This window comes from Paenibacillus sp. WLX1005 (assembly GCF_046603685.1).
Lineage (GTDB): Bacteria > Bacillota > Bacilli > Paenibacillales > Paenibacillaceae > Saccharibacillus.
Genome location: NZ_CP176756.1, coordinates 258,866 through 273,163 on the forward strand (window position 1 = coordinate 258,866; position 14,298 = coordinate 273,163).

General features: G+C 49.6%; 12 protein-coding genes. 8 read left to right on the forward strand and 4 right to left on the reverse strand.

All coding sequences use genetic code 11. From position 1 onward, the window contains the following. Nucleotides 1-80: 80 nt before the first annotated feature. The 3 genes from ACE3MZ_RS01095 to ACE3MZ_RS01105 all read left to right on the forward strand — a co-directional run bounded on the left by ACE3MZ_RS01095 (nt 81) and on the right by ACE3MZ_RS01105 (nt 3,026). The gene (locus ACE3MZ_RS01095) at nt 81-686 is read left to right on the forward strand and encodes an esterase/lipase family protein (protein ID WP_411346658.1); all 606 of its coding nucleotides are present in this window, start codon (nt 81-83) and stop codon (nt 684-686) included. Between the two features lie 244 nt (nt 687-930). After that, a complete protein-coding gene (locus ACE3MZ_RS01100; RefSeq protein WP_411344722.1) occupies nt 931-1,740 on the forward strand; it encodes an AraC family transcriptional regulator in 810 nt (269 codons plus the stop codon). A gap of 263 nt (nt 1,741-2,003) precedes the next feature. After that, the gene (locus ACE3MZ_RS01105; protein WP_411344723.1) at nt 2,004-3,026 is read left to right on the forward strand and encodes a proline dehydrogenase family protein; all 1,023 of its coding nucleotides are present in this window, start codon (nt 2,004-2,006) and stop codon (nt 3,024-3,026) included. Here the strand turns inward: ACE3MZ_RS01105 and ACE3MZ_RS01110 are convergent. The 3 genes from ACE3MZ_RS01110 to ACE3MZ_RS01120 form a co-directional block, all read right to left on the reverse strand. After that, a complete protein-coding gene (locus ACE3MZ_RS01110; protein ID WP_411344724.1) occupies nt 3,002-3,283 on the reverse strand; it encodes a hypothetical protein in 282 nt (93 codons plus the stop codon). The two genes, ACE3MZ_RS01105 and ACE3MZ_RS01110, sit on opposite strands and share 25 nt — an antisense overlap. Before the next feature lie 161 nt (nt 3,284-3,444). Beyond that, nucleotides 3,445-4,758, reverse strand: coding sequence for an alkaline phosphatase (locus ACE3MZ_RS01115; RefSeq protein WP_411346659.1), 1,314 nt, complete (start codon nt 4,756-4,758; stop codon nt 3,445-3,447). A 144-nt stretch (nt 4,759-4,902) separates the two neighbouring features. Next, a complete protein-coding gene (locus ACE3MZ_RS01120) occupies nt 4,903-5,034 on the reverse strand; it encodes a hypothetical protein (protein WP_411344725.1) in 132 nt (43 codons plus the stop codon). 355 nt (nt 5,035-5,389) lie between these two features. On the opposite strand from ACE3MZ_RS01120, the gene ACE3MZ_RS01125 reads away from it, so the two are divergent. The 4 genes from ACE3MZ_RS01125 to ACE3MZ_RS01140 all read left to right on the forward strand — a co-directional run bounded on the left by ACE3MZ_RS01125 (nt 5,390) and on the right by ACE3MZ_RS01140 (nt 11,967). Continuing rightward, nucleotides 5,390-6,019, forward strand: a complete 630-nt coding sequence (locus tag ACE3MZ_RS01125) for a VC0807 family protein (protein WP_411344726.1) — start codon at nt 5,390-5,392, stop codon at nt 6,017-6,019. 166 nt (nt 6,020-6,185) lie between these two features. Further along, nucleotides 6,186-7,337 carry an iron-containing alcohol dehydrogenase gene (locus ACE3MZ_RS01130; RefSeq protein ID WP_411344727.1) on the forward strand — a complete coding sequence of 384 codons (1,152 nt, stop codon included), beginning with the start codon at nt 6,186-6,188 and terminating at the stop codon, nt 7,335-7,337. Between the two features lie 381 nt (nt 7,338-7,718). Then, the gene (locus ACE3MZ_RS01135; RefSeq protein WP_411344728.1) at nt 7,719-8,261 is read left to right on the forward strand and encodes an MOSC domain-containing protein; all 543 of its coding nucleotides are present in this window, start codon (nt 7,719-7,721) and stop codon (nt 8,259-8,261) included. Between the two features lie 40 nt (nt 8,262-8,301). Beyond that, nucleotides 8,302-11,967, forward strand: coding sequence for an SNF2 helicase associated domain-containing protein (locus tag ACE3MZ_RS01140; protein ID WP_411344729.1), 3,666 nt, complete (start codon nt 8,302-8,304; stop codon nt 11,965-11,967). A 20-nt stretch (nt 11,968-11,987) separates the two neighbouring features. Here ACE3MZ_RS01140 and ACE3MZ_RS01145 read toward each other — a convergent pair whose 3' ends face one another. Further along, nucleotides 11,988-13,061 (reverse strand): HD-GYP domain-containing protein, encoded by a 1,074-nt coding sequence (locus ACE3MZ_RS01145; protein ID WP_411346660.1) that lies wholly within the window; start codon nt 13,059-13,061, stop codon nt 11,988-11,990. A 416-nt stretch (nt 13,062-13,477) separates the two neighbouring features. On the opposite strand from ACE3MZ_RS01145, the gene ACE3MZ_RS01150 reads away from it, so the two are divergent. Next, nucleotides 13,478-14,266, forward strand: coding sequence for an SDR family oxidoreductase (locus tag ACE3MZ_RS01150; protein WP_411344730.1), 789 nt, complete (start codon nt 13,478-13,480; stop codon nt 14,264-14,266). Nucleotides 14,267-14,298: the final 32 nt, after the last annotated feature.

A 14,298-nucleotide genomic window follows, 5' to 3' on the forward strand; every position in this document is an offset into this window, starting at 1 on the left:
AATGGCGGTTGAACGGAAATGCGAGATGATGCGAAGCCAATCAGCCGACTTTACTGGAATGATAAAGGAGAATACATATGATGAAATCTGTAATAAACATGCGCTTGACGATCATTATAGCGCTGCTTGTTTCGTTAACTGGATTATGGGGCAATGCGCCGTCTGCCAGCGCGGCAACGACACATACACCGATTATTTTCGTGCATGGTTTGGGCGGTTCTGCGAGTAATTTTACAGCGATTGAGAGTTATTTGACTCGTCAGGGCTGGTCGTCGAATGAGCTGTACGCGATTGATCTGCCTACGAAGAACGGTGTGCAAACACTGAACGCCGCAGCAATCCGCAGTAAAGTAGACGATGTACTGGCACGCACCGGTAGCACCAGAGTTAATATCGTCGCGCACAGCATGGGCGGCGCAAACAGCCTGTATTACATCCTGAACTACGGCGGTGCTGATAAAGTCGACAAGCTGATCACCCTCGGTGGTGCGAACCGCCTCACAACGAATAGCGCACCCGCAGGTGTGGACGTAACCTCGATCTATACGCTGAACGATCAGGTAGTTAGCAACTATCTGTCCATTCTGGATGGTGCAAACAATATCCGTATCGTTGGCGTCATGCACATTGGTCTGCTGTTCAACTCCAATGTGAATAGCCTCATTCTGGAAGCTCTGCAAAAGTAGTATTTGTATATTCGCACATCAACTTTCCAGCTTGCTTCATACGTAGAGTGCGCTATTATGACGTGCTTGCTTTGGTAGAGCGATCATAGCTTTGCGATGGCTTGCTCGTTGGATAGCGATACGAATAGTCGTCAATGAAATATGCACATATTACGGTCGGTCAGGCAGATGTTGCCTGAACCGATCCTTTTTTTTATACTGAGAAGAACGTAATAGATGCAACGGACAAAAGGGGGAAGATTGCATGGCAGATGTATCCTTTTACCGTCATCCGCAGTTGCCTTTTGTGGAGGGGAAACGATGCCGGGCGGACGAGTTAGCGTATCATCGGCATTTTCATGAGGAGTATTCGATTGGGCATATTCATCGCGGGCGTACGCATGCGTGGTGCGATGGGCAGGAGTTGCAGGTGGAAGCGGGACGGATGATTAGCTTTCCGCCGCAAATGCTGCATGCGTGTCACCCGGAACAGGGGATGGCGTGGAGCTACGACATGTTATTTATCGACCCGGACTGGTTAAACGGAATGGAGCGGCGACAGGTAGAGCAGATTCATATTCCGTATTTGCTGTCAGAGGGAAAGAACCGCAACTGTCTGCTGCCGATGCAGCAAGCGATACAGACACTGATGAACGGTAGCGAGCCGCTTGAAACGGAAACGGCATTAATCTCGCTGCTGCACAGAATTACTGGCACAGAGCAGGGCGATCTGGAGCATGAGCAGATGTCTACTCAGCAGGATCGCAAGTATATTGGTATCGTCCGCGATTATTTGCATGCACATTTTGACCGACCGGTGCTGCTGGAGGAATTAGAGCAGGTGACGGATATTAGCCGATTTCATCTGATTCGGCTGTTCAAGCAGTGGCAGCATGTGCCGCCGCATGCGTATCAAAACGTGCTGCGCATCAATTACGCCAAAGCCGAGCTGCATCGTCAGCGCCCGATTGCTGAAGTAGCGGCGGAAGCGGGATTTTACGATCAGAGCCATTTTACCCGTATGTTCACGCGGATTGTCGGTGTTACGCCGCGCCGGTATAAAGTATCGGTGTAAGCCAAAGCTCTAGTTGGATTTATAGGATACGGATATTCCACGATACAGCAGGGACACGTCGATGATCGATGATAGATAATAAAAGTTACTTGTTGCGATCAGGTAGCATGTTGTAGACGACTTGTTGTGACCGGGCATCATCTTGTAGACGATTGCCAGCAGTACAACGTTTTACAATGTGTCTGAGATCGTCGTCAGAGCAATTTTGTACAATATTTTGTCCTTCTCTTCCGGTAAGGTGTACGGAAAGGGAGGGATTTGGTATGAATCCAATCAATAGAGAGCAGCAAGTGATGACCGAAGCGGCGGTAGCGTTAAAATCCATTGCCCGCCGACCAGATGTTAAATCCAGTGTGGAGCATAATCCGCAGTTATATCGACTGTTACAACGTGCAGCGGCGCGTTATGTGACTGGAGATCAGCAATCACAGGCGCTGGAAGTGGCACAGCGTCTACGTCATGACGGATATGCCGTCTCGCTGGAATATATCGGGGAGAATACACGCACCCTTGCTGAATGTGAACATGCTACACAAGAATTGGCAACATTGATCATGAATATGGGGCAGCAGGGGATAAGCGGTCGGGTGTCGTTCGATCTGTCGCATATCGGACTGCTGTTGGACAAGGAGCTGGCGCTCCAGCATCTGCTACAGCTCGGGGAGCTAGCACAGCCGCTAGGCATTGAATTGTTCATCAGCATGGAGGAATCGGCGAAAACGGAATATATTTTGCATATCTATCAGCAAGCCGTCGCGAAGTATCCGTTGATCGGCATTACGCTACAAGCACATTTGCATCGTACGCTGGAAGATGCAGCAGCAGTGTTATCCGCTGGTGCCTATGTGCGGCTAGTCAAAGGGGCGTATGAGGAGCCACGCGACATATCGCTATCGCGTTCGGCAGAGCTGGATCAGCGCTATATAGAGCTGTTCCGACTGGTGGTGGAGCGTGGTTGTCATGTTTCGGTAGCTACGCATGATGAGTCGCTGATTGCATCGTTACTGGAGCTGGAGTGGAGTGGTGCAGCGAGTGTTGAGTTTGAATTGTTGTACGGCATTCGCCCAGAATTGTGTGTGCAGCTGCGGCAACAAGAACAGCCCGTACGTGTGTATCTCACCTACGGGCAGGAGTGGTATTTGTATCTGTGTCACCGGATTGCGGAGTATCCACCCAATCTGTTTCAGGCGCTGATTGATATCGTAGACGGACAGCGGGAAGAACCGGTGATGCAATATGTAACGTCAAGCTTTGATCCCAATCATTCCACCCATAGCGCCACGTAAATAAAGGTGATAAATAACAACACAGGCATAGCGGCTGCTAGCAGATATAATAAGGCTACACGCGGATTACTAAAATATTCTTTGAGTCGTTGCCAGTCGCTTTTTAGATATTGCGCTGTAACATCAGTGGAAGTATTCGGCGAATGGTCTTGTAGTTTGCGGATCATATCTTGTAAGGCGGCGACTTGTTCTGATTCGCTGCGTTGCTTTAGTTCTTGCTGTAACTGTGTTTGTAATTCTGTGATCGAAGGCTTCATGGTTCGAACTCCTTTCTAATCATTTCTAATTTGTATAAATATACCATACCATTAACAATGCACTGGTAAAATGAAAAACACACGGATCAACTACTTGAGTAGATGATTCGTGTGTTTTGGTGAATATCGACATCATCGCTGAACGTAATGATATGCCGGAGTTATTTTAATTTCAGCAGCTTGACCAACTTATCGTGAATGGCAGTGTTCTGGTAGTTCCCGCTAAATTGATCGGAGCCGGGACCCATAGCGGTCAGTGCGACATCGACTGCGCTATGCCCGCCAGTTGTCCAGTCGATATAGAATGTCTCCTGCGAATTGGCAACGGTAAACGGTCCATCTTCCTTGGAATCGCCATCGCCAGATTCGTCCTCATCGTCGGCGCCTTCGATCACCATGCCGCCAGTCTCGTGATCGGCGGTAACGAGGACAAGTGTGTCAGGGTGCTTTTTGGCGTAATCTTTGGCAACTTTGACTGCTTTGTCGAGCTGTTGACCTGCTTTGATCGTCAATTCGGCATCATTGTCATGTGCCATCTCGTCCGTCCCTTCCTCCTCTACCATCAGGAAAAAGCCCTTCTTGTTGCTGGATAGCACATCTAGCGCTTTGGTAGTCATATCTGGCAAGGAGACGATTGGATTATACTTGTTGCCCAGTTCGTTATGTGCCTGAAACATCTCTTCGTTGGCGAACAGACCGAGCAATTTGCTACCTTTGGCTGCTTGTAACTCGGTGCTGTCCGTCACATAAGTATAGCCGAGTTGCTTGGCACGTTCGACTAGATTGCCCTGTGTACCTTTGCTGGCTTCAGTTGGATCTTCAGCTGGCGCATCGGCATGAGCACCGGGCGTTCCTTTCGGATACCAGAAGTCTTCCCCGCCACCGAGCAGCACGTCGATCTTGCTGTTCTCGATATACTGCTTGGCAATATCGCTCTGCGCGGAACGATTCTCCACATGCGCGCCAAAGGCGGCTCCGGTCGCATCCGTTACTTGGCTAGTGGTTACGACGCCGGTCGACATACCGGCTTTTTTTGCCAGTTCCATAATGGTTGTCACTGGTTTCTTGTTAACATCGACACCGATGGCGCCGTTGTACGTTTTCACGCCAGTGGCGATTGCGGTCGCTGCTGCTGCGGAATCGGTCACCAGATTGTCGCTGGAGCTGGTGCGTACGAGTCCGCTGACGGGTAGACTGTCCATTTCCAGCGTGCCATGTTTGCCGACAGTGGCGTAGCGAATTGCATTACGACTCGCTTCACCCATGCCATCGCCGATGAAGAGGATGACATTTTTGGGCATGGTGACTTTGGCGGTGGTTGACGTTGGAGCTTTGGCAGGCGTCGTTTGAGCAGTTGTAGCCTTGGTTGTCGCTGCTGCGTCGGTTGTTGGTACGGTGCCTGCTAGCAGTGGCAGACTTAATACTGCTACAGCGCTGGCAGCCAGTGCCGCTTTTTTCAGAGAAGATTTGTTCATCATTCACACCCCTATATGTATTCATATGATGTATTGATCATATAAGAGTACTGTTATGTCTACATGTTTATTTTGTAAATTACATATGAAATTGCTTACAAATAGAAGGAGTGTCATTATTTTCTTCTTATTGGAATCATATATTCAGCCAAATAGCCAGCATAGTGCAACAGCCAGACCGCGGTAGATTAGACTGGGAAAAGACAAAACTAGATCGACGGTCGCATCCAGCCATGACTGCTTGCTCCAACGGCGTTCCATGATCGGTTGTGACATAGTAAAAGCCCCTTTCGATGAACTGAGAATAGGTCTGAAAATGAACAATGGACAAGGTAGCAGTATATAGCTTGGGTATAAGTATTTGGCATGCAGTATCCTTTTTTGTAAAAGGATGTAACCTTTTATACGTTTGAATATAGCGAAGGTTTGCATAAATATTTCGGTATAGCAAAAAGTCTACTGTTCATATTCATGGCAACAGATGATGGAATATCGCTTGCTTTGCAAGTTCATGTAAACGGAATATAAACAAACTCAACCTGTAGGTGGAGATACATTCCATCTATCGGTAGAGTTACATGTCCCGCGGCAGCTGTATCATAAAGACATACCTTTGATACGGGAGATGAGAATGATGTCCAATCTGTCCAATCTGTTGTTGAATCGCTCCACCCTGCTTACGCTTGTGATCAATGGGGTATTGCCGTGGTTAGTGTACATGTGGTTGCTGCCGCATACTAGCGGATTGTTCGCGTTATCGATCGCTACGCTGATTCCGCTGCTGGACAATGTGCGCAGTATATGGAAGCATCGCAAACTGGACGTATTTGGCGGATTGATGTTATTCGGATTTGTACTTAGTCTAGTGATGGTACTGCTGGGTGGCAGTGAGAAACTGCTACTGATGAGAGAGTCGTTCATTACTGCCGCCGTTGGATTGTTGTTTCTAGGATCGCTGTTGATGCCGCGCCCGCTAGTCTTTTACATGGTGGCACGGTTTGCCCGTTCGGTATCACCGGAGGAGAACTGGCAGTATCCATACTTCCGCCGTGTCATGCGCAATATGACATGGATCTGGGGCATCGGACTGCTGCTAGAAGTGAGTGTGAAGATTCTGATGATCCATCATCTGAGTACGACGCAAGTATTAGCGCTCTCGACACCAGTATCGCTGAGCATGATTGGTGGAATTGTACTGCTCACCATTGTGTATCGTCGCCTTGCAGCCGTACACATGAGACAGTTAAAAGAACAGGCGTAACCATATGGATCAAATCCATACTAAAACAATTCAAAGTATTTTCACGTATACCCATCCCGTTGTGATTATATTCACAATAGTGCTTATCTCACCGTGCTATCATGAGAAAGTAAAGACAATCAGTCACAGTCAAAGCAATTCAAAATAGATAGCGGAGGGAATAACGATGAGTACGCATGTGGTATATGTGCCAAGTACAAATCTGATGGGTAAAGGCTGTTTGGCGGAACTAGGTAATTTTATAACGGAACCGGGTTTTCAAAAGGCGCTGGTCGTGACTGACCATTTTTTGAATCATAACGGAACGGTATGCAAGGTGCTGAATATGCTGGAGGGCGCGGATATTGACTATAAAGTATACGATAACGTCAAGCCGAATCCGACGATCCGCAATGTGTATGACGGTGTAACATGTTACCGCGATCATCAATGCGACTTTATTATCTCGATCGGCGGCGGTTCTCCGCAGGATGCTGCCAAAGCAATCGGTCTGTATGTGAATAACGGCGGCGATCTGCGAGATTACGAGGGCGTTGGCAAAACGCAAAACAAATCCGTGCCGATTGTAGCGATCAATACCACCGCAGGCACATCAAGTGAATATACGATCAACTATGTGATCACCGACGAAGAGCGCGGCGTGAAGATGGTGATGGTCGACAAAAATTGTCTTGTTAGCATCTCGGTCAACGACCCCGAGCTGATGGTGGACAAACCAGCAGACTTGACCGCTGCAACGGGGATGGATGCACTGACCCATGCGATTGAAGCAATTGTTACACCCGGCGCTTTTACCGTTACCGATGCGACTGCGCTGGCGGCAGTGGAGATTATTTTTAAATATCTACCGCGTGCTGTGCGCAACGGACACGATATCGAAGCACGCGAGCAGATGAGCTATGCGATGTTCCTCGCTGGTCTGGCGTTCAACAATGCTGGTCTTGGGTATGTGCATGCGATGGCGCATCAGCTGGGCGGCATCTACGATCTGCCGCACGGTGTGTGCAATGCGATGCTGCTGCCAATCGTCGAGAATGAGAATGCCAAGCGCGACGCATCCAAATTCCGCCGGATCGCCTGTGCTGCTGGTATCGACACTACCGACAAATCCGATCTGCGCTGCGCCGAAGAACTGATTGGCGCCATTCGCATACTGGCGGAGGAAGTAGGCATTCCTTCCAAACTAAAACAACTTGGCGTCGAGCAGGTTGATCTGGAGCTGCTCGCCGATCATGCGATGCAGGACGCCTGTGCGCCCGGCAACCCGTATCAGCCGGACAAGCAGGAAGTCATTCGCATGTTCCAAGAGATTCTGTAATCCAGAGATTGTATCATGCCAAACATTCCATCATACCAAATATGCCTTCATCCAGATCGCTTTTCTTCGCCTGCTATGGACATTCAGTAGGCAGTAATCGTTGTACCGACAAACTCATACCTCTCTACCAGCCGCCTTTTGTTCCTGTATGGAGCAGAAGGCGGTTTTGTATTTCATTGCGATATGATCATTGGCTCGGAGCAGTCCACGATTCCCGTCACGACAAATACCTTTTATAAAATAAAGCAAAACATACATTCCGCACTTTAAACTTACGCTCACTATTGTTAGCATAGAACTACAGATCAAACCGAACAAATGCACCCCTATTCACATCTACACCTTATAACCCATTTTAGAACTCAGTTCAGGAGATGACCGATGACCGCAAATATTACTGTTGAACATGTACTGATCGCCGATAGCAAGGGCAGCTTTGTAACCCGTCCGCTGCCAGAAATTCAAGTGGAGCTGGCAGGCATTCCGGGCGACCGCCATTACGGATTGCTGCGCCCCGCCGATGTACGCCAGAAAATATACAAACGCGGCACGATGATTGCCAACCGCCGCCAGATTAGCATCATCTCGTATGAGGAATGCGCAGAGATCGCTGCCCGCATGAAGCTACCGGAGATTCAGGCAGAATGGCTGGGCGCAAACATCATGCTCAAAGGGCTGGAATCGCTCACCACATTGCCGCTCGGTACACGAATACTATTTCCCGATGGCACGGGGCTGATCTGTGAAGGCGAGAACCCGCCGTGCATATTGCCCGGTAAAGTGATCGAGAGCGTCAGCGGCATCGAAGGCATCAAATCGCGCTTCGTTCCCGCCGCCAAACAACGTCGCGGCATTGTCTGCTCGGTAGAACGCGAGGGTATGATTCGCTCCGGTGATGAAGTCCACATTATTTTGCCCAAGTAAATAAATATTTAGCGGCGCAGCAAGGAGGGGAGTTCCCACTATGAGCCAACAACTTCGATTGTCCACCATTCAGCAATGGTGCGGCAAGACGTCCTATACCAAAGGCATGTCCTACTACCGTGATGGCAAAGTCGGCTTTACGATGTATGACGATCATCTGCTGCAATACGAAGCGGACGTACAAGTCAAAGCCAGCGAGATTGAGCATGTATCGCTACGTATGGAAGAGGGACGCGATGTGCAGGCTGTATGCACCTGTCCCACATTGTCATCGTATCGCTATTATTGTCAGCATATCGCGGCAGTTCTGATTCATGTACATGAATCCCGATTACGTCAGGAGCCGCCGCAACTGATTGTGCCACGAACAGCTGAGTCGACATCCACATCGGCAACAGCAACACGGAATCGTTCAGAGCAGATCAATGAGATACCTGACGATCATACTAGACGTACAGATTTGCCTGACGAGAACACAGGCGCTATCGTTCATCATCCTATTCATCGCTCTGTTCATTCTACCAATGAGAATGAGGCACATGCTACTGGCGATCTATCAGCTATGAATGAGCAGCAGCTTGCTAGTGAACTGCTGACTTTGTTTGCCGGACCGCCTCAGCGTGCGGCTGGACGACGGCGATATTTGGAAACACGGGATGAGTTGGCGGTGCAGTTTATTTGCCGTCCGATCGCGTATGGCAACGGTCAATATCGGCTAGGTATCGAAATGAAGGCGGGACCGAAGCGACTGTATGTTGTGCGTCAACTGCGCAGTCTGCTAGATAGTATTCGCCGCCGCGAAAGCTATCCGCTGACAGCACGCTTCAGCTATGACCCGGAACTGCATAGCTTCACTTATGCAGATAACGAAGTGATTCGTCACTTGCTACAGATTGCCGAGGATGAACAACCGGACGAGGCATACAGCCATAACAACAGGCAACGTCGCCATTCCACATCGATACGTACAAGCCAATCGGGTCGACCAGAGGGGAGCAATAGTTATACTCGCGCCATTCCATTATCTACACAGGCAAACAAGACAGGCAAAAGCACTCTGTCCGCGATCAACGAACGGATGCTGATCATTCCCGCATCTCACTGGCACAGTCTGCTGGTCGCACTGCGTCAATGTCCGTCAGCACGCATCGCGGTTGGCGAACAGGACTTGCCGCTTCTTTGCCAGCAGGGCATGTTACCGCTGCATTTTGCATTGGACGCTGTGAAGACTGCCCGCACGAAGAGCGGTAATAACGAGCAAAGCAAAGCTGATCGCCGCAGTGAGCTAATCGTGCGCGGTTTGCAGTCTATGATCGTGCTGGAAGCATACGGTGCAGTGTTAAATGGAGCCGAGCTATGGTTGCTGGACGAAGATTTGTGCCGCCGCTTGAGTCGTCTGCAAACGCTGCTGCATTACAGCAATGAACAGAACGGCGAACAGCGGCTAACTTTATCGCCGGAGCAGCTGGAGCCATTTGTCCAGCAGGTCATTCCCGGTCTGATGAAGCTAGGCACGGTACAACTGACCCGCGGCGTCTCCGACCGGATTGTACAGACACCGCTACAAGCGAGATTGTATCTGGATCGGGTGCGCGACCGATTGCTGGCAGGATTGGAATTTCAATATGGGGATGTTGTGCTAAATCCGTTAGAGCCGGAACAGGGCAAGGATGAACAGGAACGCATTCTGCTGCGTGACGGAGAGCGGGAAGAGCAGATTTTGCAGATCATGGAAGAAGCGGAATTCACCGCGACCGAAGGCGGTTATTTTCTGACCGATGAAGAAGCGGAGTATGAATTTCTGTATCGCACCGTACCCAAGCTGGAAAAGCTGCTGCATGTGTATGCCACCTCTATCGTCAAAACACGCATCCAGCATCCACTATCTGCACCACGCCTGAGTGTGCATACCGATCACCGGCATGACTGGCTGGATTTCAAATTTCAGCTGGATGGTATTCCCGAGGCGGCGATTGTGGAAGTGCTGCAATCGCTGAAAGAGCAGCGGCGGTATCATCGGCTGCCGAACGGATCGTTTTTGCCATTGGAGGATGAGGCGTTTCAACAGGTCGCCGATTTTATCCGTAAAACAGGAATGGCGCTGCCCGATGATGTAGCAGAGCCACTGGAACAGGGCATTCTGTTCAAACTGCCTGTTATATACGGCATCGAAACGCTGGATGTGCAGGATGAGAATGAATATGTACGCTTCGACCGCTCGGTGCGCCGACTGCTCGACAGTATCAAGCATCCGGGTCGTCACGATGATCCGGTCCCACCTTCGCTGGAACCTATATTGCGCGATTATCAGCATGCTGGATACCAGTGGATGCGAACGCTGGCACGATACGGTTTTGGCGGTATTCTGGCGGACGATATGGGACTAGGCAAAACGCTGCAAAGTATAGCGTTTATCCTGTCAATGGCAGATGATATTCGCCGTAGTGGGCGTCCCGTGCTAGTCGTTACCCCGTCGTCGCTCGTATACAACTGGCAGTACGAATTGAACCAGTTTGCCCCGGAATTGAAGGTGCTGCTGATCGACGGCAGCAAGGAAGTGCGCACAGAGCGCTGGCAGCAGGTGCTGGCGCAAGAACCGGATACGTACGAGCAGAATGTCGGTACAGAGCAGCAGCCATTCGATGTGATTGTCACCTCGTACCCGCTGCTGCGCCGCGATATTGAGTGGGCTAGCACGCATGCGTACCATACGCTGATCGTCGATGAAGCGCAAAATTTCAAAAATGCGCTAACGCAGACTGCCCGCGCGGTGAGCAAGATTCAGGCGAAGCACCGCTTCGCCCTGACTGGTACGCCAATCGAAAATTCTGCCTATGAGCTGTGGTCGATCATGCATGTGATCATGCCGAAGCTGCTAGGCACGCGCAAGCATTTTGCCGATCTGGATCATGCGGTCATTGCGGCGCGTATTCGCCCATTTGTACTGCGGCGCATGAAGTCGCAGGTGCTGCACGAATTGCCGGACAAGCAGGAGACGACATTGGTATCCGAACTGCTGCCAGAGCAGAAGACGCTATACGCTGCCTATCTCGCGCAGCTACAGCAGGATGCACTGGAACATCTGCATGAGAAGAATTTTGCCGAAAATCAGATCCGCATCCTTGCTGGATTAACCCGCTTGCGGCAATTATGCTGTGATCCGTCGTTGTTTGTAGAAGGATATGAAGGTAGTTCTGCCAAGCTGGAGCAGTTGCTGGAAGTCGTGCAGGATTATCGAGATTCCGGGCGTCGGATGCTGATCTTTTCCCAATTTACCAGCATGCTGAAGATTATTGGCAATCGGTTGCGGGAACAGCAGACGTCTTACTTTTATCTGGATGGGAATACTCCTTCTGCTGAGCGGTTGGAGCTGTGTCAACGATTCAATGCAGGGGAACAGGATGTATTTCTAATTTCGCTAAAAGCGGGAGGAACCGGGCTGAATCTGACTGGTGCAGATACGGTCATTCTATACGATCTGTGGTGGAATCCGGCGGTGGAGGAACAAGCTGCCGATCGGGCGCATCGGATGGGGCAACGCAACAAAGTGCAGGTGATCCGTCTGGTCGCTCGTGGAACGGTAGAGGAGACGATGCTGGAACTACAACAAACGAAGAAAGAGCTGGTACAGCAAATGATCCAGCCCGGTCAGGCAAAATTATCGGCGCTGACAGAGCAGGATATTCGAGAATTGTTGATGATTTGAGTCTTCACAATGAATCACGGTCAAACGGTTGGTGAGGGCATATGCGAATTCATGCCTTCTACCGCTGTGATCATAACCGAATGATGGGCGAGCAGATCAAGGTCAAATGGAGCCGTGAGACGCTCGCCCTGTTCGTCGAATAAGATACGCACGATAGGACGCTGCGGAATCTCGGAATGAATATGCACGACTACACCTTTGAATCCGGTGCTGAGTGTGACGGTTACACCGATAGGGTAAATGGCAACCCGGCTTTTGAACACTTCCAGCATGGAACGGTCGTACAGCGTGCCAGAACCGGAATATAGTACATCCAGCGCCTGATGGGGCAGCATAGCCGCACGATATACCCGGCTGGTTGTCAGCGCATCATACGAATCGGCAATGCCGATCCATTTCGCATACTCATGAATATCCGGTTCCTTGATGCCGCGTGGATACCCGCTTCCGTTCAGACGCTCGTGATGCTGGTACGCACAATGAGCAGCTAGCAGTGGAATCCCTGGCTCGTCCTTGAGGATTTTGAATCCGTATTCGGTATGCAGCTTGATCGTATTATATTCGTCATCTGTCAGCTTGCCCGGTTTGAACAGAATTTCATTCGGGATATGTGCTTTGCCGACATCATGCAGTAAGGAACCGATACCAAGCACGCGAAGCTCATCCGTAGAATAGCCATGCACCTTGCCTAGTAACAATGTATAAATACAAACATTCAGTGAATGATGATACAGATAATGATCCTTTGTATGCATGCTCATCAGCATAACCATCACTTCTGGATTGCTGCTCAGTTCTCTCAGAATCGTATCTACGATACCGGCAAATGACTTGCCAATGACGGGATACATCGTCTTTTGGGTGTTAGGATCAGCCAATCTGCAAAAGTGTGTACGTATTTCCTTGAGTGCGCGTCGTTTCGTTTCAGCGGAAATAATGTCTTCCGCCATAACATCATCGGTGTCCTTGTCCTGAATGTAGACATAATCCAGCCCGTGGTTATACAGCTTACGGATGATGCCGGTAGTCAGTTCAGCACTTTCTGCTAGCAGTACGACACCTTCGTCATTATATATTTTTCTTGCCAATCGCATCCCGGGTTGGAGCGAGGTAATGGGTAATAGCCTCAATATGGTCACTTCCATCTATTCAGGAATTATCATGATCAGTATGCAGAGTGCGTCCATAGAGTTATAGCTGCTGAAGCATGATATGTATGTATGGGGAACGATATAAAGGAAGATATGTGCAGATCTAGTAGAACGTTATCAGAAATGTATAAAAGAAAAGATATACTATATATCGTCAGACAAGCGTAAATCTATAATGATTATAGGACGGATTTTTAAAATACGATAGACTTCCGGGGCAAAGTTTGACAAAGAACTAGTAAATTTAGCATCTCATATATCTGTAAGTTCCTAATGTGTATAAAAATGGATATAAAGATTTTCCTGTTTTCACCAACACTCCATTAAAGGAAACAATAAATGGAAAAAGGAGAGAGATTATGGAAACGAATCTATATGGGAAAAGTGTGTTTGTTGCCGCAGGCAGCAAAGGATTGGGACGAGCAAGCGCGCTGGAATTTGCTCGTGAGGGAGCGAACGTGACAATTGCCAGCCGAAATGCAGAACATCTACAACAAGCAGCGGCGGAGATTAAGGAAGTTACCGGACGCGATGTTCATTACGTCCTGATGGATGTGAGTGACGGCGAGCAGATCCAGAACGCTGTGAATGCGGCAGTGAAGCATTACGGACGGCTGGATGTGCTGATTACGAATGCAGGCGGACCGCAAGCGGGATCATTTGCCGATATGGATGATGCGGCATGGCAGCGTGCGTTTGAAAGTAATCTGCTCAGCACGATCCGTCTGATTCGTTCTGCGCTGCCATTTTTGCAGGAGGCGGGTGAGAGTCGAATCGTCAATATTGCCTCCAGTTCGGTCAAGCAGCCGATTGACGGATTGATCCTGTCCAATGTATATCGGGCAGGGATTCAGGCACTGACGAAGACATTATCATCGGAATATGCAGCGGCAGGTGTGCTGATTAATACGGTAGCACCCGGGCGCATTGCCACCGAACGAATGCAGGAGCTGGACAGCCGCCGTGCACAGACAGAGGGCGTTGCAGTAGAGCAAGTGCAGGCGCAATCGCTACATTCCATTCCTCTTGGTCGCTTTGGCACGCCGGAAGAGTTTGGCAAAATGGTGATGTTTTACGGTTCGTTTGCCAATACGTATGTGACGGGACAATCGCTACTGGTAGATGGCGGTACGATTCGTGCATTCTAGATTGATTCATTGTCACAAACCAACATAATGAC

Excerpts from the sequence above, each read along its gene's own strand:
- ACE3MZ_RS01095 (WP_411346658.1), top strand. The coding sequence starts at position 81 with ATGAAATCTGTAATAAACATGCGCTTGACGATCATTATAGCGCTGCTT.
- ACE3MZ_RS01100 (WP_411344722.1), top strand. The coding sequence starts at position 931 with ATGGCAGATGTATCCTTTTACCGTCATCCGCAGTTGCCTTTTGTGGAG.
- ACE3MZ_RS01105 (WP_411344723.1), top strand. The coding sequence starts at position 2,004 with ATGAATCCAATCAATAGAGAGCAGCAAGTGATGACCGAAGCGGCGGTA.
- ACE3MZ_RS01110 (WP_411344724.1), bottom strand. The coding sequence starts at position 3,283 with ATGAAGCCTTCGATCACAGAATTACAAACACAGTTACAGCAAGAACTA.
- ACE3MZ_RS01115 (WP_411346659.1), bottom strand. The coding sequence starts at position 4,758 with ATGAACAAATCTTCTCTGAAAAAAGCGGCACTGGCTGCCAGCGCTGTA.
- ACE3MZ_RS01120 (WP_411344725.1), bottom strand. The coding sequence starts at position 5,034 with ATGTCACAACCGATCATGGAACGCCGTTGGAGCAAGCAGTCATGGCTG.
- ACE3MZ_RS01125 (WP_411344726.1), top strand. The coding sequence starts at position 5,390 with ATGATGTCCAATCTGTCCAATCTGTTGTTGAATCGCTCCACCCTGCTT.
- ACE3MZ_RS01130 (WP_411344727.1), top strand. The coding sequence starts at position 6,186 with ATGAGTACGCATGTGGTATATGTGCCAAGTACAAATCTGATGGGTAAA.
- ACE3MZ_RS01135 (WP_411344728.1), top strand. The coding sequence starts at position 7,719 with ATGACCGCAAATATTACTGTTGAACATGTACTGATCGCCGATAGCAAG.
- ACE3MZ_RS01140 (WP_411344729.1), top strand. The coding sequence starts at position 8,302 with ATGAGCCAACAACTTCGATTGTCCACCATTCAGCAATGGTGCGGCAAG.
- ACE3MZ_RS01145 (WP_411346660.1), bottom strand. The coding sequence starts at position 13,061 with ATGCGATTGGCAAGAAAAATATATAATGACGAAGGTGTCGTACTGCTA.
- ACE3MZ_RS01150 (WP_411344730.1), top strand. The coding sequence starts at position 13,478 with ATGGAAACGAATCTATATGGGAAAAGTGTGTTTGTTGCCGCAGGCAGC.